The organism is Pandoraea capi (assembly GCF_902459735.1).
Lineage (GTDB): Bacteria > Pseudomonadota > Gammaproteobacteria > Burkholderiales > Burkholderiaceae > Pandoraea > Pandoraea capi.
The window spans coordinates 176,642-194,927 of sequence record NZ_CABPRV010000012.1 but is presented as its reverse complement, the minus strand read 5'-3'; the positions used below and the strand labels follow the sequence as shown (position 1 = coordinate 194,927).

The 18,286-nt window shown below is 61.8% G+C and carries 22 protein-coding genes; 6 read left to right on the top strand and 16 right to left on the bottom strand.

Annotated elements, in window-relative coordinates; all coding sequences use genetic code 11:
* The first annotated feature begins 586 nt into the window (after window positions 1-586).
* A complete protein-coding gene (locus PCA20602_RS26105) occupies window positions 587-1,126 on the top strand; it encodes a DUF6088 family protein (RefSeq protein ID WP_343032114.1) in 540 nt (179 codons plus the stop codon).
* Between the two features lie 32 nt (window positions 1,127-1,158).
* On the opposite strand, the gene PCA20602_RS21960 is transcribed toward PCA20602_RS26105, so the two are convergent.
* From PCA20602_RS21960 to PCA20602_RS21950, 3 genes are all read right to left on the bottom strand, one after another.
* Window positions 1,159-1,500, bottom strand: a complete 342-nt coding sequence (locus PCA20602_RS21960; protein WP_150723001.1) for a BrnA antitoxin family protein — start codon at window positions 1,498-1,500, stop codon at window positions 1,159-1,161.
* Complete coding sequence (locus PCA20602_RS21955) at window positions 1,487-1,714, bottom strand: BrnT family toxin (RefSeq protein WP_246182287.1); 228 nt, start codon at window positions 1,712-1,714, stop codon at window positions 1,487-1,489. Before PCA20602_RS21955 ends, PCA20602_RS21960 begins: the two co-directional genes overlap by 14 nt.
* 986 nt (window positions 1,715-2,700) lie before the next feature.
* Complete coding sequence (locus PCA20602_RS21950) at window positions 2,701-3,618, bottom strand: LysR family transcriptional regulator (RefSeq protein ID WP_150723000.1); 918 nt, start codon at window positions 3,616-3,618, stop codon at window positions 2,701-2,703.
* A 137-nt stretch (window positions 3,619-3,755) separates the two neighbouring features.
* Between PCA20602_RS21950 and PCA20602_RS21945 the strand changes: the two genes are divergently transcribed.
* Window positions 3,756-4,520, top strand: a complete 765-nt coding sequence (locus tag PCA20602_RS21945; protein WP_150722999.1) for an SDR family NAD(P)-dependent oxidoreductase — start codon at window positions 3,756-3,758, stop codon at window positions 4,518-4,520.
* A 163-nt stretch (window positions 4,521-4,683) separates the two neighbouring features.
* On the opposite strand, the gene PCA20602_RS21940 is transcribed toward PCA20602_RS21945, so the two are convergent.
* From PCA20602_RS21940 to PCA20602_RS21925, 4 genes are all read right to left on the bottom strand, one after another.
* Complete coding sequence (locus PCA20602_RS21940; RefSeq protein WP_069341249.1) at window positions 4,684-5,343, bottom strand: carbonic anhydrase; 660 nt, start codon at window positions 5,341-5,343, stop codon at window positions 4,684-4,686.
* A 138-nt stretch (window positions 5,344-5,481) separates the two neighbouring features.
* Window positions 5,482-6,114 carry a DJ-1/PfpI family protein gene (locus tag PCA20602_RS21935; protein ID WP_150722998.1) on the bottom strand — a complete coding sequence of 211 codons (633 nt, stop codon included), beginning with the start codon at window positions 6,112-6,114 and terminating at the stop codon, window positions 5,482-5,484.
* A 156-nt stretch (window positions 6,115-6,270) separates the two neighbouring features.
* Complete coding sequence (locus PCA20602_RS21930; RefSeq protein ID WP_150722997.1) at window positions 6,271-6,942, bottom strand: helix-turn-helix domain-containing protein; 672 nt, start codon at window positions 6,940-6,942, stop codon at window positions 6,271-6,273.
* Window positions 6,943-7,070: 128 nt separating this feature from the next.
* Window positions 7,071-7,511: a cupin domain-containing protein gene (locus tag PCA20602_RS21925; RefSeq protein WP_246182283.1), complete on the bottom strand. Its 441-nt coding sequence runs from the start codon at window positions 7,509-7,511 to the stop codon at window positions 7,071-7,073.
* 296 nt (window positions 7,512-7,807) lie between these two features.
* On the opposite strand from PCA20602_RS21925, the gene PCA20602_RS21920 reads away from it, so the two are divergent.
* Together PCA20602_RS21920 and PCA20602_RS21915 are read left to right on the top strand one after the other, a co-directional pair.
* Window positions 7,808-9,073 (top strand): MFS transporter, encoded by a 1,266-nt coding sequence (locus PCA20602_RS21920; RefSeq protein WP_246182282.1) that lies wholly within the window; start codon window positions 7,808-7,810, stop codon window positions 9,071-9,073.
* 115 nt (window positions 9,074-9,188) lie between these two features.
* The gene (locus PCA20602_RS21915; RefSeq protein ID WP_343032113.1) at window positions 9,189-9,539 is read left to right on the top strand and encodes a 4Fe-4S dicluster domain-containing protein; all 351 of its coding nucleotides are present in this window, start codon (window positions 9,189-9,191) and stop codon (window positions 9,537-9,539) included.
* A 35-nt stretch (window positions 9,540-9,574) separates the two neighbouring features.
* Here PCA20602_RS21915 and arsH read toward each other — a convergent pair whose 3' ends face one another.
* The 5 genes from arsH to PCA20602_RS21890 form a co-directional block, all read right to left on the bottom strand.
* Entirely contained in the window at window positions 9,575-10,336 is a 762-nt protein-coding gene (arsH, locus tag PCA20602_RS21910; protein ID WP_425495700.1) for an arsenical resistance protein ArsH, read from the bottom strand.
* An 8-nt stretch (window positions 10,337-10,344) separates the two neighbouring features.
* Window positions 10,345-10,767, bottom strand: a complete 423-nt coding sequence (arsC, locus tag PCA20602_RS21905; RefSeq protein ID WP_150722993.1) for an arsenate reductase (glutaredoxin) — start codon at window positions 10,765-10,767, stop codon at window positions 10,345-10,347.
* 17 nt (window positions 10,768-10,784) lie between these two features.
* On the bottom strand, window positions 10,785-11,849 hold the full coding sequence (arsB, locus tag PCA20602_RS21900) for an ACR3 family arsenite efflux transporter (RefSeq protein ID WP_150722992.1): 1,065 nt from the start codon (window positions 11,847-11,849) through the stop codon (window positions 10,785-10,787).
* Window positions 11,846-12,187, bottom strand: a complete 342-nt coding sequence (locus tag PCA20602_RS21895; RefSeq protein ID WP_150722991.1) for an ArsR/SmtB family transcription factor — start codon at window positions 12,185-12,187, stop codon at window positions 11,846-11,848. Before PCA20602_RS21895 ends, arsB begins: the two co-directional genes overlap by 4 nt.
* Window positions 12,188-12,288: 101 nt before the next feature.
* Window positions 12,289-13,188: a LysR family transcriptional regulator gene (locus tag PCA20602_RS21890; RefSeq protein WP_150722990.1), complete on the bottom strand. Its 900-nt coding sequence runs from the start codon at window positions 13,186-13,188 to the stop codon at window positions 12,289-12,291.
* Between the two features lie 134 nt (window positions 13,189-13,322).
* Here PCA20602_RS21890 and PCA20602_RS21885 point away from each other — a divergent pair, with 134 nt between their 5' ends.
* Complete coding sequence (locus PCA20602_RS21885) at window positions 13,323-14,060, top strand: SDR family oxidoreductase (RefSeq protein ID WP_150722989.1); 738 nt, start codon at window positions 13,323-13,325, stop codon at window positions 14,058-14,060.
* 70 nt (window positions 14,061-14,130) lie between these two features.
* Window positions 14,131-15,033, top strand: coding sequence for an SDR family oxidoreductase (locus PCA20602_RS21880; RefSeq protein ID WP_150722988.1), 903 nt, complete (start codon window positions 14,131-14,133; stop codon window positions 15,031-15,033).
* A gap of 22 nt (window positions 15,034-15,055) precedes the next feature.
* On the opposite strand, the gene PCA20602_RS21875 is transcribed toward PCA20602_RS21880, so the two are convergent.
* From PCA20602_RS21875 to PCA20602_RS21860, 4 genes are all read right to left on the bottom strand, one after another.
* The gene (locus PCA20602_RS21875) at window positions 15,056-15,697 is read right to left on the bottom strand and encodes a DUF1109 domain-containing protein (protein ID WP_150722987.1); all 642 of its coding nucleotides are present in this window, start codon (window positions 15,695-15,697) and stop codon (window positions 15,056-15,058) included.
* Window positions 15,694-16,239, bottom strand: a complete 546-nt coding sequence (locus PCA20602_RS21870) for a sigma-70 family RNA polymerase sigma factor (RefSeq protein WP_281354669.1) — start codon at window positions 16,237-16,239, stop codon at window positions 15,694-15,696. Before PCA20602_RS21870 ends, PCA20602_RS21875 begins: the two co-directional genes overlap by 4 nt.
* Window positions 16,240-16,499: 260 nt before the next feature.
* Window positions 16,500-17,279: a YkgJ family cysteine cluster protein gene (locus PCA20602_RS21865; RefSeq protein WP_150722985.1), complete on the bottom strand. Its 780-nt coding sequence runs from the start codon at window positions 17,277-17,279 to the stop codon at window positions 16,500-16,502.
* A gap of 121 nt (window positions 17,280-17,400) precedes the next feature.
* Window positions 17,401-18,282: a CoB--CoM heterodisulfide reductase iron-sulfur subunit B family protein gene (locus PCA20602_RS21860; protein WP_174981428.1), complete on the bottom strand. Its 882-nt coding sequence runs from the start codon at window positions 18,280-18,282 to the stop codon at window positions 17,401-17,403.
* Between the last annotated feature and the right edge of the window lie 4 nt (window positions 18,283-18,286).

Sequence of the window (18,286 nt, the reverse complement as noted above, 5' to 3'; positions counted from 1 at the left end):
AATCGCTTCTTCATGTTCGTCTTCTTCTCCGAAAACGAACTTTACTAGACTCCGGCTGGCCCTGTTTGCAGGGGGCAGGTCAATTTGCCGCGACCATGCAGAGTGCGACGAGACGTTCGGACAGGCTATGAATTTTGTCGAGCGAGTCGCGAACCGAGGGGGAAGTAGATACGAGGGATTTCATGCGGGGCACTCCTGCTAACCGTTTGAATCCCGCTCACACATCCAGTAGGAGGGTGGGCGGGCATTGGACTAGGTTTGCAGACCGCAACGAACAAGGTTCAACGGCACACCTGACGGTGTCCCAATCCAAGCCCACCCACAGAAGACGCGCGGTGGTCATGCACACGATAGCCGCAAACATCGCGGCCGTGTGCCCTCGAACTCGTTGTCGGGCTGCAAATCCCGGTCACGTTTGGGACGTGACGATTAGAGAATATTGGCCCGAGAACCGCATGACAACGGCTAGGAGGCGCGACTTTACACCTTGTCGCGCTATTCGGACGAATCCTTTGGAAAGTCTTGGGACGTATCTGAAGAATCGCCATTTCCTGAGCGCCCGGGCATCTCCACCTACCGAACTGAAATGCTTTTGCAGCACGGTTTGGGTCAACTATCGTACCCATGCAACGTATCAGTAATACGGCAATCGAGACGCCTTCGTCCATTGCTGTTGAAAGCCAAATGTCCAAACACCATGAGGACGAGCATGAGCCTAAAAGACGAACTGGCAGCTTCGATACGTAAGCGACGCGCAATAGTCTTCTTGCGTTCCGACTTCGCGTCATTGGGAAGCGAAGCGAGTCTTAGCCGCGCGCTCCGAGAACTCATCGACGCGGGGGCGATAGTCAGATTAGGGTTTGGGGTGTACGCAAAGGCAAAACGCAGTGTCCTATCAGGCAGACCAATCCCCGTGCGTCCGATCGAAGTTCTTGCACCCCAAGTGCTCAAGCGACTCGGCGTCAAGACATACCCTAGCAGATTGATCACGGCATACAACGAGGCTCGCTCTACTCAGTTGCCCATGGACGTCGTCATCAATACCGGCCCCCGGCGAATTGCTCGCAAACTTGGGTTCGGTAAGCAGTTCATTCTGTACGAAAGTAGCACTGAAAAATCAGACTGATTCATGAATGAACCGCCAGCAAAAGTCACCCATCACACCAAATGCGGATGCTCGGCAATGAACTGTTGCAACACTACGTCGATTCTCGTTTGCCACCCGCGACCAGATGCCTTGAAGTATTCGACAACTTCCGGCGACAGCCTAATGTTGATTCGCTCCTTCGTCTGATCGGCCTTCGGTCGTCCGCGAGGCCGCAACAGTTTCTCAGCCGCTTCTTCACCGACAATCCCCGGCAATACCTCGCTCGCAGGCCTCGTCTTAGCGAAGTTCTTCTTCGTCCACTCAGGATTATCTAAATCCTGACGACTCTGTTTTTTAAGTTTGGCATCCTCAACCCGAGTGGGGAGGATCGTTCCGGGCTTAAGTTTGGGCATAGCGTTTCACCTCTCGCGAATTCGCCTTGCGCAAGCTGATGACATGTATTTTTTCTGCGCGATGCGTGAAGACCAACGCGAACAACCGTTCACCGATGTACCCGAAAGCTCGGTAACGGCGTTCGCCGTAGTCGACTCTAACATCCTCTTCGATCACAGCGCTGTCCCATTCGAAGTCTTGGGCTCGTGAACGGCAAACCCCGTTCCTGCACATTCCGTTCACTTTTCGCTGGGTCGAAACTGATATCCATGGGCATTTATTGTACCCACAGAAATTCTTGATCGGCAATTATTTTTTGTGACGACAAAAAATCAGGAAATTTCCTGACTTCCCGCAACCTCCCCCCCCCCCTCAAATCCTGCTCCGCAACGCTTTCCCCACCCCCAGTAAACACGCGGGTTTCCAGCCGGTCACGTCCCGCCGATTTCGAAGCAATCGACCACCTAACCCCTTACCCCACAACGTTTTCCCAGCCAGACTTGAAAACCGGCGAAGGGGTAACCCTTCCGTGAGTTCGAATCTCACCGCCTCCGCCAGAATTTCTTGGTTTTCTTGATAGTGGTTACTGACGTTTGTGGGTGGTGCTTTGCAACGCGCACTGCATGCCCCTGGAGCGGCACAAACGATCCTGCGATTGAGCCCCTAACAAGGTTTAACACGCCCCAATCCGCGCGAATATTTCCAGCTATCCCTTCAGTTCACCAGTTCGAAAATCAATTGGAACAACTTCGTCTAGATTTTCATCATACGCGACTAAGATCGTCCGCCCGATTGTAGTTACGGACTCGAACCTCCTCCTGGCGACATCGGACCAATTCGATGCGCTCAAGAAATTTTCTGAATCTCATCCAGATTTTCTATTTTCAGACATTGCGGAACGGATACTTCCATTTACGTCTGTACATCGAGAATTCAAAGGTGACAGATACAGTGAATTCAAGCGCAACAGAGGAATTTTTCGATCAAGGAAATTCAACATCCTGCCGATTTTCAAACTTGGGTTCTTCTGGGAACCGATCCCGGCAGATGCCGACTTTGCGACACAGGTGGTACCTCGGCAGAAAGTGGCATTCCTATCTCGCGGTCTCGATGCATCAAGACTCCCCTCCTGCGCCGCCGACGTTCAGGTCGGCAACGGATGAAGGCCGGGCCGTCTATACGCCGCGACGTCAGGCACGCGCCCACCTCCGCTAACACCGCTACTTCGGCCACCGCCAAACCGGATCCGAAAGATGCTCAGCGAAGTAGTCCGACAGCGCCGCCACCTTCGCAGGGCGCGCTCGCGCCGATGGCGTGACGAAGTACAAACCACCTTTGGTGAGCGACCAGTCGGTCAGCAGCGCTTCGAGGCGTCCGTCGGCGAGATATTCACCCGCCATGAACTCCGGCAATTCCGCGATGGCGAGACCGTCGAGCAACATCGGCAGCAGCGCCTCGGAATTCGTCACGCGTAGTTGCCCCCTCGGGCTGATGGCCTCCTCTTCCCCCGCGTCGTTCGTGAAACGCCACACATCACTGCGGGCGCGGTACGCGTAAGACAGGCACGGCCGATCCGCGAGTTCTCGCGGGTGCACCGGCCGCCCTTCCCGCTTCAGATACGCAGGCGACGCCACGACGAATTGCGTCACCGCACACAACCGTCGGGCGACCAGGGACGAATCCGGCAGCGCGGCAATACGCAGCGCCGCGTCAAATCCGTCCGCCACGATATCGACCGGCGCATCCGACAGGTGCAGGTCGATAGACACCTCGGGATACGCCCGGAAGAACCCCGGCAGCAGCGGCGCGACCCAGCGCAGCCCGAACGCCATCGGCACCGCCAGACGCACCAGCCCCCGCGGCTTCACCGACATTTCCCGAGCAGCGCTTTCCGCCTCCTCCGCCTGACGGTAAATCTCCCCGGCCTTCTCGCAGATCGTCCGGCCGAACTCAGTCAGCGAAAGCTGCCGCGACGTACGGTTGAAGAGCCGCGCGCCCAGCCGGTCCTCCAGCCGCGCAACGCCACGCGACACCGTCGCCACGGAAACCCCCATCGTCCGCGCCGCCGCCGCAAACGATCCCTCCTCGGCAACCTTCGCGAACATCGCCAATCCTTCGAAGTCAGGTAGCTTCGCCATTCACCCTCATCATTTCATTTTTGCAACGTTTGTTTGCAATTGATTCTATTTCGAAAAGATCGGGGCGTCGATATTCTCCTTACATCGCAGCACGCAACACCTCGCGCGCTCACTCACTGGATGGAAGGAGAAACATCATGGCAAGCAAGCTCGACCGCAAGATCGCACTCGTCACCGGCGCCAGCAGCGGGATCGGCCTCGCCACCGCACAGCGTTTCGCGGCAGAAGGCGCACACGTCTATCTCACGGGACGCCGTCAGGCAGAACTCGATACCGCAGTCGCCGGCATTCGCGAAGCCGGCGGCAGCGCCACGGGCGTCAACGTCGACTCCACAAAACTCGACGAACTCGACGCGCTCTATGCGCAGATCGAAAAGGAAAAGGGACGTCTCGACGTGCTGTTCGTCAACGCCGGCGGCGGTTCGATGTTGCCGCTCGGCGCCATCACCGAGTCGCACTATGACGACACGTTCGATCGCAATGTGAAGGGGGTACTGTTCACCGTGCAGAAAGCACTGCCGCTGCTTGCCGAAGGCGCGTCGGTGATTCTCACGGGTTCGACCGCGGGCAGCGCAGGCACGGCGGCATTCAGTGTGTATTCGGCGTCGAAGGCCGCGGTACGCGCCTTTGTTCGTAGCTGGATTCTCGATCTCAAGGACCGCCGCGTGCGTGTGAATACGATCAGCCCGGGCGCCACCCGTACGCCGGGTCTGCTGGATCTCGCTGGCAACGACGCCGCCCAACGTCAGGGCCTCGCCGATTATCTCGCCGCGCAGATTCCGATGGGACGTCTGGGTGAGCCCGGCGAAATCGCCAGCGCCGCACTCTTCCTCGCCTCCGACGACGCGAGCTTCGTCAACGGCATCGAATTGTTCGTCGACGGCGGCCAACAGCAGATCTGAAAGCACTTCGGGCGTGGATGCCATCCTTGCAGATCGCATTCCACGCCCGAAATGTAGCGCGCCCGTCAGGGACACCGCTTGACCGACATTCACCCGCGCGTCGCGTTTTCAAGACAACGAAGTTGGCGTCGCCTGAAAACCCGGACCTGCGGGCTTCCCGAACTTAACGCCCGTCGAGATTGCGCGACGTCACCGCCACGGTCGTCGGCGAATCCGCCAGCGAGACGAACTGACGCGTTGCGCCGTCGAGCGCTTCGATGCCGCCAGTCTCGATGTCGTAGACCCAACCGTGCAGATTCATGCGCCCCTGCTCCAGCGCCAGCGCCACGGAGGGGTGCGTGCGCAGGTTGGCCAACTGAGCAATGACGTTCTCCCGCACCAGCCCGTCGAGCTTGGCATGCGGCGTATCGAACGAGTGCGCTGCGTTGATCACTTTCGCGGCATCCGCATGGCGCAACCAGTTCGCGACCGCCGGCATATGGTCCAGACACGTGCACCGCGAGATGGCCCCCATCGCGCCGCAGTCCGAGTGACCGCAAATCACGATGTCTTTGACGCCCAGCACAGCGACCGCATATTCAACGGTCGCGGAAACGCCACCGGGCTCGGGGCCGTACGACGGAACGATATTGCCCGCGTTGCGGATGACGAACAGTTCACCGGGCTCACGCTGCGTCAGCAGCTCCGGCACGACGCGGCTGTCCGAACATGTCACGAACAGCGCTTTCGGGTTTTGGCTTGTGGCGAGCTGTTTGAAAAGCTCGGCACGCTGAGGATAGGCCTCACGCTGAAATCGCAGGAAGCCGTCGATGATGTCACGCATAGCGAATCTCTGAGTTAAGACGCCGACACAGGCGTGCCCCAGTGCGCGAAGCAACGTCCGGTCTGCCGACGGACGCCCATTATCGCCGATCTCTGCGAAAGGCAAAATGGCGTCGCATCATCAGCCCTGCGATCAGTCCTACGCGCCCGATGCGCCAACGATAACGGGGAGCCGTAACCGATTGGCCTCCCACGATGCCGCATATTCCATGATCCGCGCCGTGTCCCGCGCCACATCGGCCCCAAGAAAGCGTTGCAGCAGATACAACGTCGTGTCGATCCCCAGTGTTACGCCCCCGCCGGTGACGATCTGTCCTTCATCGACGACCAGCGCCTCGGTCGAGGCGATACCGAAGCGCTCACGCAACACTGTCAGCGGCGGCCGTTCGGCAGGCGTCACCTCGAACTTGGTCGTCGCGCGTTTACCGTCGAGCAAACCCGCTGCCGCGAGAATCATCGCGCCGGTGCAGACACTCGCCACCCCCTCACCGGCAGCGTACCGACCACGGACGAAATCGAGCATCGGCGGATGTTGGGCCTGCGCCTGCCATCCGGGACCGCCCGTCACGATCACTACGTCCACGGGCGGCGCCGACGCAAAGTCGTGATCGACCTGCACGGTGAACCCGTTTTGCAACGCGAGCGCCCCCCCCTGCTCCGCGACCGTGAAATATTCAAGTTGATCGGTCACACGGGTCGCCATGGACAACACCCCCACCACGGCAAGATCAATCGGCTCAACAGCCTCATACAACACTACGGCGACTTTCAATTGGCATCTCCCAGGAGAAATCAGGGCAAATCATTGCGAATAAAATTCGGATTCCGAATTAAATAAGAGAATTTCCACCGCACCCATCACCCCGTCCTCCATCGTCGCCCACGTCCGGCCATGGCATCCCCATGACCTGAACGCGGGCCTTGCCGGTCAGTGCTCGCCCACCTCGCCCTCGGCCGCCCCCTGCATGACGACCATCGCTTGCGCCTCGCCTTCCAGGCTGTAGCCACGATGCGGCAGACTGGAGTCGAAGTAGATGCTGTCACCGGCTTCGAGCGTATAGGTTCGCTTAGCGTCGCCCAGCATGACCTCGAACGCCACCTTGCCGGACAGCACGTAGATAAACTCCTCGCCCGCGTGCTGAAAGAACTGGTCGACGTCGCCCGACGCCGGGAAGGTGAACGCAAACGGCTCCATCAGCTTGTTGGCGCGCTTGTGCGCCAGACTGACATAGTCGTACCCGAACGCCGAACCGCCGCGCGTCACAGGTTTGCGCTCCCACTTGTGCACCACGGAGACGCGGGACTCATCCAGTCGGGCAGACGTGCTGGTGACGTCGTCGACGAAGAAGCAACTCAACTCCTGCCCCAAGGCCCGCGCGATCTTCGCCAGCGATGCGATGGGAGGCGCCTTGCCACCGTTTTCGATCCGGGACAGGTATCCCTTCGTGAAACCGGAGAGCGCCGCCAGCGCTTCGAGCGTCAGTCCCTTTTCCGTGCGAAGCGCACGCAGTCTGCGACAGACGGCCTCTTCATCGTCGTTGAACAACTCGCCGTTGGTTTCGATGGAACGGATGTGTGCTGCGGTCTGTTTCTTGGTCATATTCCAGTGTGTGCCCGGATTCCAGGAAGCGCGAACGGCACACCCTGTCTCGAAGGTGCACCGTTCAACACCCCGATTGTAACCCTTTTGGGAAACTCTCGGCACCACACTGGTGCTGATGTTTCCGATCAGTACTTCTTGTTCTCGAAACCAGCGACCGCATTGAAGAACGTATTCGGCTTGCGGTAGACGGCGAGAAGCAAGCACCCTTCGTCGGAATGGGTCTCGTGCAACGACCCCGGCACGCGATACACATACTCACCTGCCCGGCAGATCCCGTCGTGGTCGTAAAACGACCCTTCGAGCACGAAACTCTGCTCGATTTCCGGATGACGGTGAAACGGCAGCGTCGCGCCCGGCTCCCACTTCAGCAACACCGTCATCTCCCCCTCCTGATCGTTGCGGTACAGCACCTTCATCCAGATCTTGTCGAACTGGGACTTCTGCCACTCCATCGACTTCGGGTCGACGTACACGGACCCGCCCTTCGTCGGCTCCAGCTTTCCCTGCAACCGCTGGTTGAAATGTTTCGCAGGAGTGTTCTCTGCCATCGCTTCATTCGTGTCCATAGCTTCGTTTCCTTGACTGGATGAATCGCCCCGCCTGTGCCGACGGGGGGTTAGCTGCACTGTACGTCCGTGTTTCCTAACAAGACATCAGTGTTTACGATTATGAAACTATTTTTGATTTGTTTTTTATCAGGGCTACGCTTGTTTCATGTTTGTGTTCCTCGGGCAGGACCGAAGTCCCGCGTCAAGACGGCGCATTCATTTTTTGGAGAAGGGAAATGGCACTTACGGGCGTAGAACACCTGGACTCGCTACAGACGGCAGCCAGCCGGACGGCCGCCGCCGAGCGATCTCGAATGCGAACCATCATGTTGTCGAGCGTGATCGGCACGACGGTGGAGTGGTATGACTTTCTGCTTTACGGCGCAGCAGCGGCCCTGATTTTCAACAAACTGTTCTTCCCCGCGTTCGATCCGCTGGTGGGGACGATTGCGGCGCTTGCGACCTTCGCCGCCGGCTTTGTCGCACGCCCGCTGGGTGGCGCGATCTTCGGCCATTTCGGCGACAAGCTCGGGCGCAAGACCATGCTCGTCATCACCATGTTCATGATGGGCGGCGCCACGTTTCTGATCGGCTTGCTGCCGACGTACGATCACATCGGCGTCTGGGCGCCGCTCGCGCTGGTCTTCCTCAGAGTGATTCAGGGTATCGGGCTCGGTGGCGAATGGGGTGGTGCGGCGCTGATGGTGATCGAGCATTCCCCGCCCGGGCGGCGCGGACTCTACGGCGCCATCGTGCAGGTGGGCTTTCCGCTTGGCATCGTGCTATCGACCGCCGCATTCGCGCTCGTGAGCCGATTGCCCGACGCGCAGTTCCTCACCTGGGGCTGGCGCCTGCCGTTCATGGTCAGTATCGCGCTCGTCTTCGTCGGTCTGCTGATCCGTCTGCGCGTGACCGAATCCCCCGAATTTCTGCGTGCCATGAAGGACGAACACGCCATCAAGCTCCCGCTGGTCGAAGTCTTCCGGTCGTACAAGCGCAGCCTGTTCATCTCCATCGGACTGAAGGTGTCGGAAGTGGCGTGGGTTTACCTGCTGTCCGTATTCGTCGTGATGTACGGCTCGCAGGTCGTGGGCATTCCGCGTGACGTCATGCTCAACGGCGTGCTCATCGCCGCCGTGCTGGAGTTCGTGACGGTGCCGCTCGCCGGATGGCTCTCCGACAGGATCGGCCGGCGTCCGCTGTACTTTTTCGGCGCCTTCTCCACGATCGTCGCTTCGCTGCCGCTCTTCTATTTCGTTCAGACGGGCAGCCATACGGCCGTCATCGTCACGATGGCCGTCTGCATGAGTCTGGGGCACGCCACGCTATTCGGGCCGCAAGCGGCCTTCGTTCCGGAGCTCTTCGGCACGCGTGTGCGATGCAGCGGCGCCTCGTTGGGCGTGCAGATCGCCGCCGCGCTGGGCGGGGGACTCACGCCGATGGCCGCCACCTGGCTGCTCGCCAGGACCGGACACATCGAATCCGTCGCCGCACTCATGGCAGCGCTCGGGCTGATCACGCTGGTCGCCACGTGGGCCGCGCGTGAAACCTATCAGGAGAATCTTTCGGAAACGCCGTAAGTGATCGGGGAACGCTGACCAGATGGCGCTGGCAGACGAACCGCCTGCGATGGTCCGTCGATTGCGACGGCCATCGCGTTAGCGCTTGCGTGCGCGCCACTCGTGCGCCGCGCGAATGAGGAGACACGCAATGACTTGCGTCGTAACGGAACCCTGCATCAAATGCCGCTTCGGGGACTGCGTTTTCGCATGCCCCGTCGGCGCCTTTCACGTCGGGCCGGAATTCGTGGTGATCAACCCCGCCGTGTGCGTCAATTGCACGACTTGCGTCATCGTCTGCCCGGTAGGCGCGATCGTGCCGGACTATGAGCTGCGCCCCGATCAGAGATGGTTTGCCGAGGAAAACGCCCGGCTCGCCGGCGTCTATCCGCAAGCCGACGAACCGGTCACACCGCTGCCCGATGCCGAAGCGTGGGCGCTCAGGACGGACAAGAAAGCATGGCTCGCGACGCCACCGGGCAAATAGCGCGGCGCCATCTCTGTCGCGGCCGCACGGGTGCGTTATTCGGCGTCGCTTGCGCCAGCGTCGCTCGCTTGCGCGGCAGCCTCATGACGCATGGCGGCTGCGGCCAGCGACGCCGCAACCGCAGGCGCTGCGTCCTTGCGTTCGCTGTACCGGTCCGTAAGATATTCGCTCCGGTCTCTGACCAGCAGCGTGAACTTGTAGAGCTCTTCCATGACGTCGACCACCCGGTCGTAATACGGCGACGGCTTCATGCGACCATCCGCATCGAACTCCTGATACGCCTTGGCCACGGACGACTGATTCGGGATCGTCACCATCCGCATCCACCGCCCCAACACGCGCAGCGCATTCACCGAGTTGAACGACTGCGAACCGCCGCTGACCTGCATGACGGCAAGCGTGCGGCCTTGCGTGGGGCGCACCCCGCCCATCTCCAGCGGCAACCAGTCGATCTGATTCTTGAAGACCGCCGTCAACGTGCCGTGACGCTCCGGACTGCACCAGACCTGCCCCTCGGACCACTCGGAGAGCTTGCGCAGCTCCACCACCTTGGGATGATCCGCCGACACGCTATCGGCCATCGGCAAACTTGCGGGATCGAAAATGCGCGTCTGCGCACCGAAACGACGGAGGATTCGCTCCGCTTCCTGCACCAACAACCGGCTGTACGACGTGGCCCGCAACGAGCCGTAAAGCAGCAGAATTCGCGGCGGATGGGCGCTGGGGGTCACCGGATTGAGCTTGGAAAGGTCCGGCATATCGAAGACGGACTCCCTGATGTTCGGCATATTCAGCATGTCGGACATCACGCAATCCTCCGGCCGTCGGCGTCCACCACCGGCTGACCATCCTCTTTGACGAAGGCCCCGTTCTGCGGCGACGGCAGAATGTCGAGCACCACTTCCGACGGGCGACACAGCCGCACGCCCAGCGCCGTCACCACGAAGGGCCGGTTGATGAGGATCGGATGCGCGAGCATGGCGGCGAGCAGCGCATCGTCGGACAGCGACGGATCACCCAGCCCTAACTCGGCGTAAGGCGTGCCTTTTTCCCGAATGGCGTCGCGCACCGTCAGGCCCGCATCGCAAATCATCGACTGTAAGGTCTGGCGGTCCGGCGGCGAACGCAGATACTCGATCACCGTGGGCTCGATACCGGCGTTGCGAATCATCGCCAGCGTGTTACGCGACGTCCCGCAATCGGGATTGTGATAAATAGTGACGGACATGATGCTCTCTCATTGCCTCATGGCGATTCATACCAGCGTTGCGATCGATTGACGACGCCGACGACCAGCAGCATCACAGGGACCTCGATCAGCACGCCCACCACGGTGGCGAGCGCAGCGCCGGACTGGAAACCGAACAGACTGATCGCCGTGGCGACCGCCAGCTCGAAGAAATTACTGGCGCCGATCAACGCCGACGGCCCCGCCACACAATGGACGACCCCCAACTTTCGGTTGAGCCAGTAGGCCAGCGCGGAATTGAACAGCACCTGAATGAGGATCGGAATCGCCAGCAGCGCAATGATCAGCGGTTGCTTGACGATGGCATTGCCCTGAAAGCCGAACAGCAGCACCAGCATGAGAAGCAATGCAGCAACCGAATACGGCCCCAGTGCGCCGACGACTCGCTGGTAGGCGGCCTCGCCGCGCGCGAGCAACGCTTTGCGAACGACCTGCGCGATCACGACCGGCACAATGATGTACAGCCCGACCGAGATCACCAACGTATCCCAGGGCACGGTAATCGACGACAACCCGAGCAGCAGCGCCACGACAGGGGCGAAGGCCACAATCATGATGGCGTCGTTGAGCGCGACTTGCGACAGCGTGAAATAGGGATCGCCTTTGCACAACTGCGCCCAGACGAAAACCATCGCCGTGCATGGCGCCGCCGCGAGCAGGATCAATCCGGCAACGTAGCTATCGAGCTGATTCGCAGGCAGCCACCCGGCAAACAGATGGCGAATGAAGATCCAGCCCAGCAGCGCCATCGAAAACGGTTTGACGAACCAGTTCACGAACAGCGTGACGCCGATGCCGCGCCAATGTCCGGCCACCTGCCCCATCGCGCTGAAGTCGATCTTGATGAGCATCGGAATGACCATGACCCAGATCAGCAGCCCGACCGGCAAGCTGACCTGCGCGACTTCCATCGTGCCGATGGTCTGGAAAAGCCCCGGCAGCCATTGACCGAGCAGGACCCCTGCGACGATGCACAATGCGACCCACACCGTGAGGTAGCGCTCGAAAAATCCGATGGCTGGCGGTGGCGGCGCGACGACCGCCTTTTGCGAAAGGCTCATCGCGACTTCCCGGCCGTTTCGCCAACCTTGCAGGCGGCATCAGGCAAACACGGCACACCGCCGCAGCAGTTTTCCGTGAGGTAGCCGAGCAATCCGTTCATGGTCTCGAAGTGCGCCATGTAGATGATGGAGCGGCCTTCCTGACGGCTCGTCAGCAAATCGGCGCGATGCAGTTCCTTGAGATGGAACGACAAAGACGACGCCGGCATCTCCATCAGTTCCGCAATGCGGCCGGCGGGCAACCCTTCGGGGCCCGCCTGGACCAGCAAGCGGAAGACCGTAAGTCGGACGGAATGCGCGAGCGCCGCCAGGGCAGTGAGTACGTTGTTAGTTTCCATATTTCGAATTTAGTCGAAATATGGAAATGTTGCAAACGGAAATTTCAGAACAGCGGCAGCACACCGGGGAAGCATTGACGGGCGGGCATGCTCCCGCCGAGTCAAAGCGACACGTTTCTCGATTTGAATTCGTCGCCCGCCCACTCCAGGAAGACGCGAACACGCGGCGACAGTTGACGTTTGCGCGAATAGAGCAGCGACACCGGGGCAGACGGGGGTCGTGCATCCGCCAGAATTTCGATCAGCTTGCCGGTTTTCAGATCGTCCTCGACATGGAAACGCGGGACCTGCGCAATCCCAAGGCCCAGCCGGATTCCGGCGAGATAACTCTCGGTGCCGGTCACGATGAGCGGCCCTTTGAGCGACAGCGTCTGCAATCCGTTCGCGTGCTCAAACTCCAGAGGCGTCACCAGCCCCGTCGTAATGGAGCGCAGCCCCACCATGCGGTGCCCATCGAGCGCATCGATGCTGGCAGGCGTGCCGAACTTCGCCAGATAGCCGGGTGTTGCACAGGTCAGTCGCGTCAACGTCGCGACACGCCGCGCCACGAGATCGCTGTCCGGGAGATGTCCATATCGCACCGCGCAATCCACGCCTTCGTGCACGAGATCCACCCATCGATCGCTTTCGCTCATTGAAAACTCGATTTGCGGATAGCGCTCAAGAAACGCGGGCAGGCCCGGCATCAGGAAATGACGCGCCAGCGTGCCCTGCACTTCCACGCGCAACTGCCCCGTGGGGTGCGCGCCCCGAAATGCCCCTTCGGCGTCTTCCAGATCGTCAAGGATACGCACACACCGCAGGTGGAATGCCTCGCCGTCAAGCGTCGGACGCACCACACGCGTCGTGCGTTGAAGCAGCCTCACGCCCAGTCGCGTCTCCATCTCCGCGATCACTTTGGTCGCCGTCGAGCGGGGAATCTCCAGATCGTTCGCGGCCAGGGTGAAACTGCGCCGCTCCACGATTCGGACGAAAAGCCGCAGGGCATCCAGACGGTCCATGACGCGTTCTCCCGATCCGTTATTGTTCGCCACAAGGAAACAGTGACGTGCAATGTACACCGATTATCTCTGAACCGAAAGATCGCATAGTGCTCTCAACGCCGCGATCCCGCGGTCTCAATCGGAGAACTGCCATGACTTCCCTCACCAAAGTTGCCATCGTCACCGGCGCGTCGCGCGGTATCGGCGCCGCCATTTCGCGTCATCTGGCGCGCGACGGCTTCACCGTCGTCGTCAACTACGCAGGCAGCACCGCAGAAGCGGAACGCCTCGTCGCTGACATCGAAGCCGCCGGTGGCCGCGCCATCAGCGCGCAGGCCGACGTCAGCAAGCCCGCCGACGTCGCGCGCCTGTTCGACGCCACCGAAGCGGCCTACGGCGGCGTCGACGTTCTGGTCAACAACGCCGGCATCATGAAGCTCGCCACGCTTGCCGACAGCGACGACAGCCTGTTCGACAGCCAGATCGCCATCAATCTGAAAGGCACGTTCAACACGTTGCGTCAGGCTTCGCGCCGACTGCGCGACGGCGGCCGGATCATCAATCTGTCCACCAGTGTGGTCGGGCTGAAGCCGGAGACGTATGGCGTCTATGCGGCAACGAAGGCGGCGGTGGAGACGATGACGGCCATCCTCTCGAAAGAGCTGCGCGGCCGCTCGATCACGGTCAATGCCGTGGCCCCCGGCCCGACCGCCACCGACCTGTTCCTCAACGGCAAGTCGCCCGAACTGATCGACCGGCTGGCGAAGATGAACCCGCTGGAACGCCTCGGCACCCCCGACGACATCGCCCACGCCGTTGCCTTCCTTGCCAGCCCTGTCGGGAGCTGGATCAACGGGCAGGTGCTGCGCGCCAACGGCGGCATGGTCTGAGTGCCGTCCGCCTTGCTATCGAATACCGAAACCTCGTCACCGACTACCTAATCAGCCAAGGAGAATCACCATGAGCAAGATCATCCTCATTACGGGCGCATCGAGCGGCTTCGGCCGCCTTAGCGCTGAAGCGCTCGCCCGGGCCGGCCACACCGTCTACGCATCGATGCGCAACACGACAGGCCGGAACGCCCCGGTCGTCGAGCAGATGGCCGACTTTGCGAAGCGCAACGGCGCAGACCTGCGCACCGTCGACATGGACGTGCAATCCCAGGCCTCGGTGGACGCCGCCGTCGCCCAGGTCATCGCCGACACCGGCCGCATCGACGTCGTGATGCACAACGCCGGTCACATGGTGTTCGGCCCAGCCGAGGCGTTCACGCCGGAGCAGTACGCGCAACTCTATGACGTCAATGTCCTGAGCGCCCAGCGGGTCAACCGCGCCGTGCTGCCGCAACTGCGCGCGCAGGGTCAGGGGCTGCTGGTCTGGGTGTCCAGCAGCAGTTCTGCCGGTGGCACGCCGCCCTATCTGGCGCCGTATTTCGGGGCGAAGGCGGCCATGGATGCGATTGCCGTGCAGTACGCCCGTGAACTCTCTCGCTGGGGCATCGAGACATCGATCATCGTGCCGGGCGCCTTCACCCACGGGACAAACCACTTCGCCCATTCGACGACGCCAGCCGATCAGGCGCGCGTTGCCGAATACGAAGCCGGCCCCTATGCCGGGTTCGGCGAACAAGTCCAGAAGGCCTTCGCCGAGATCGTGCCCGAAGACGCCGACGCCAGCCTCGTGGCCGACGCCATCGTAAAAGTGGTCGACACCGCGTTCGGCAAACGTCCGTTTCGCGTGCATATCGATCCGTCGGAAGACGGTGCGGACGTCGGCTTCACCGTACTCGATCGCCTTCGTGCCGAAATGCTGCATCGCGTCGGGCTGTCGGGTTTGCTCAAGCCTCGCGCCAATGCACGTTGACGGGTGTTGACCGGTGCCTCCCTCACCAACGCAGCAACCTCGGCCCGAGCAGCGCACCGATGAGCGTGGGCAGCGACAGGCCGAGCACGTACCACAGGCCCCAGAACGCCGGGCTCATCTCCGGGCAATGCAGGCAATAGACCAACGTGCCGATGGCGCTCGCCAGCAATCCCGCCGCAGCGCCCGCCCGACGCGGGCGCGTCGGCGCCAGCCCTCGCATCGCCCAGATCATGGCGACGAAGCCCGGCGTCGACAGCAGCAGGATGTTGAACGGGCACGAGCGCCACGTCTGCCCGAGGAGCAGGCCAAGGCGCGCCTCCGGCACCGCCGTCGCCACCACCGCTGCGGCAGCCAGCCAGACGACGAGCACCGGCGCGCTCATCAACGGCAGCCCCATGCCCACACGCGCTGCCGGTCGCGCAAGTCGGCCGACGGCAATCGCCGCGCCGACGGCCAGACTCATCGGGAACGCCACCTTCGCCCAGAAAATCGGCGTCCAGGCCACCAGACCGATGTCCGGCCGAATCCCGTAGAGCGCCAGCATCAGCACCGCCCCGCCCACCAGCGCAACGGCAATCGCCACGGAAAACCGTCGGGCCGCCACACCGCGCGGCACAGGCGACTCCCCTGCCGCGAGGAGGTTCACGAATTCATCCGTTCTCATATCGCGCCCCTCACCAATGCCGCCAGCGCCTTCAGCCCGCGATGGATGCTGACCTTTACCGCCGACTCGCTCAATCCTGTCAGATGCGCGGCCTCCGCCACCGACAGCCCCTGCAACTTCACATGCTCGATCGACAACCGCTGCTTGTCCGGTAACCGCGCGAGCAGCGCGCCAATGTCACGCCGCGCCTCCGCTGGCTCATCGTCGGCATACGCGAAGATGTCCTCGTCGCCGTCCAGTGGTTCATGCAGGGCGTCGCGTCTCGAATGGGCGCGAAAGAAGTCCATCAGCTTGTAGCGGGCGATCGCATGGACCCACGCCGTCAAAGGCTCGTCCGGGCGGAACGTATGACGGGCGTTGTGCACGGCCAGCAGGATCTCCTGAACGAGATCCTCCGTATCGTCGCGAAAATGCGGAATCCGCTTGCGGAGATAGCCACGCAAGTGTCGGGTCAGCTCGATGAGGAACGAGCGATAGTCGGCCGAATTACCGGAAAGCCCGCTGGCAAACAGGGCTTTCAGGCGCGGCTCTGCGGAATACAAGGTCCAGCCTCCAGAATCACGGCATGCGTCGATTCCCGGTCCATGGCCGCCCGACAGGGGCGAACTTGCGACGTCGCCGGTCGTGCATATCGGACATATCGCATGCATCGACCTCAACGCCACGGCCACCGCCAGGCGAGCGGTCGCTCACACCCGACGTCAGCCGGAAATCAGCCGGAATCTTATAACGCCACAATTCGGTAAGTTCGCTGGAAAACCTCCCCCGGTTACATCGCCTGAGAAAAATATCGTCCGGCGGATCACCCCGCCGGATGAAACGGCAGATAGCCGATGGTGTCCGGCAGACCGTCGCCCGGCAGCACAGCCAGCGCCCCGGCGGCCTGAAGGACATCCCGCGTGGGCGACCGGTTCGTCAGGAAGATCCATTCCTGATGGATCGAATCGGCGTCGATGCCCATCCCCTGCACTTCGACGAGTGCCGACTCCAACGCGTGCGAGGGCGGCGTATGCACCGCGAAGCCCTCGTTCGCCAGCGACGCTACGAACACGCCGAGACGATGGCACAACCAGGCCTTGCGCCCCATGTCCTCTACGCTCGCCTGACGCGAGCGCACCACCAGCGCCGCCGTCGGCGCATCGACCAGTGTCCCGTCGGTCATCAGGCGCGGCATCGACGGCGCCCACGCCTGCGGCGGGCACGCCTTCTCCATCGGTACGAACGGCACGAACGGATTCACCTCTGCCGGATAGATGCGACAGACGCGTGGACGCACCTCGTACGCGCCGCACTTCATATCGGGCTCAAGATGCGGACACGCCCCCTCGAACGCCGCCACCAGCGTAATCACCACGCGCACCGGCAACCCGCCGCTGATCGCAGCAACGGACCGCTCGCGCTTGTACCCGGCCATCCCGTCGAGGTTCTCCGGGTCTGCCGGCCACGGAATCGCCTCGCACAGCACCTGCACCTCGCCGCCGTTGCGGATCCATTGCAGCGCCTCGCCGGTATCGACGGGCAATCGCAGATCATGGCAACACTTGCCGCACATCGTGCAGGAAAAATGGTGAGTCGATGTCATGGGGATGCCGCGCGGGCGGCAGGAAAGGCAAAGTAAGACTCAGTTCGTTCCAGCCTTCCCGCCGGTTACATCCCATGACGAAATCTCCGTAGCCCGCCGAGCGGCCGGGGACGGCCCGGGGTTATGACGCCTGCTCACGCGCCCATCGAATCGGCTTTACCGGCACCACGTGCCGTCCCAGCCCGAGCGCCTCGGCGTCGAGCCCCAGGGCGAGCCCGACCAATTGCGGCAAATGCAGCACCGGGAGGTCCAGCGACTGGCCCAGATCCTTTGCCATGTCGTCCTGATAGGTATCGAGCACCGTATGGCACAGCGGGCATGGCGTCACGATCGCCTCGGCCCCTGCGGCCTTGGCTGAGGCCACATGACGGCCGCTCAGCTTGACGGGGATCACGTCGCTCTGGGCTGAGCAGTGAAAGCCGCAGCACGACGTTCTGCCGGAATACTCGACGGTCGAGCACCCGAGAATCTGCACCAGCGTCTCGATCGAGCGCACCTCCCGCGCGTCGGTATCGCCATACAGCGAGGGCGGGCGCACGATATGACAACCGTAGAACGCCGCGATCCGATGCTCGCTCAGCGGCGTTCTGACCAACGAACGCAGCCTCGCCTCGCCGACCGCTTCGAGCAGATACCAGAGAAAATGCGTGATGCGCGCCGTGCCCCGGTACGTGAGCCCCTCCTGCGCCAGCCTGGCATTCACACGCTCGCGCAATGCGGGGTCGTCGTCCACCCGCTGCTTCGCTTCGATCAGATTCAACGTGCAGGTGTTGCAGATCGTCATCAGATCCAGCCCCTGCGCCTCGGCCATCGCGATGATGCGCACGTTGAGCGCCACGAAACGCTCGACATCGGCGGCGCGAATCTCACGACTGCCGGTACACGTCGCAGAACTCAGCGCGACCAGCTCGATGTCGAGACGATCGGCTACCGCTTGCGTCGCCAGCAGCAACTCGCCGCACGTCGTTCGGGCGCTGCACCCCGGATAAAAAGCAATTCGCATGACC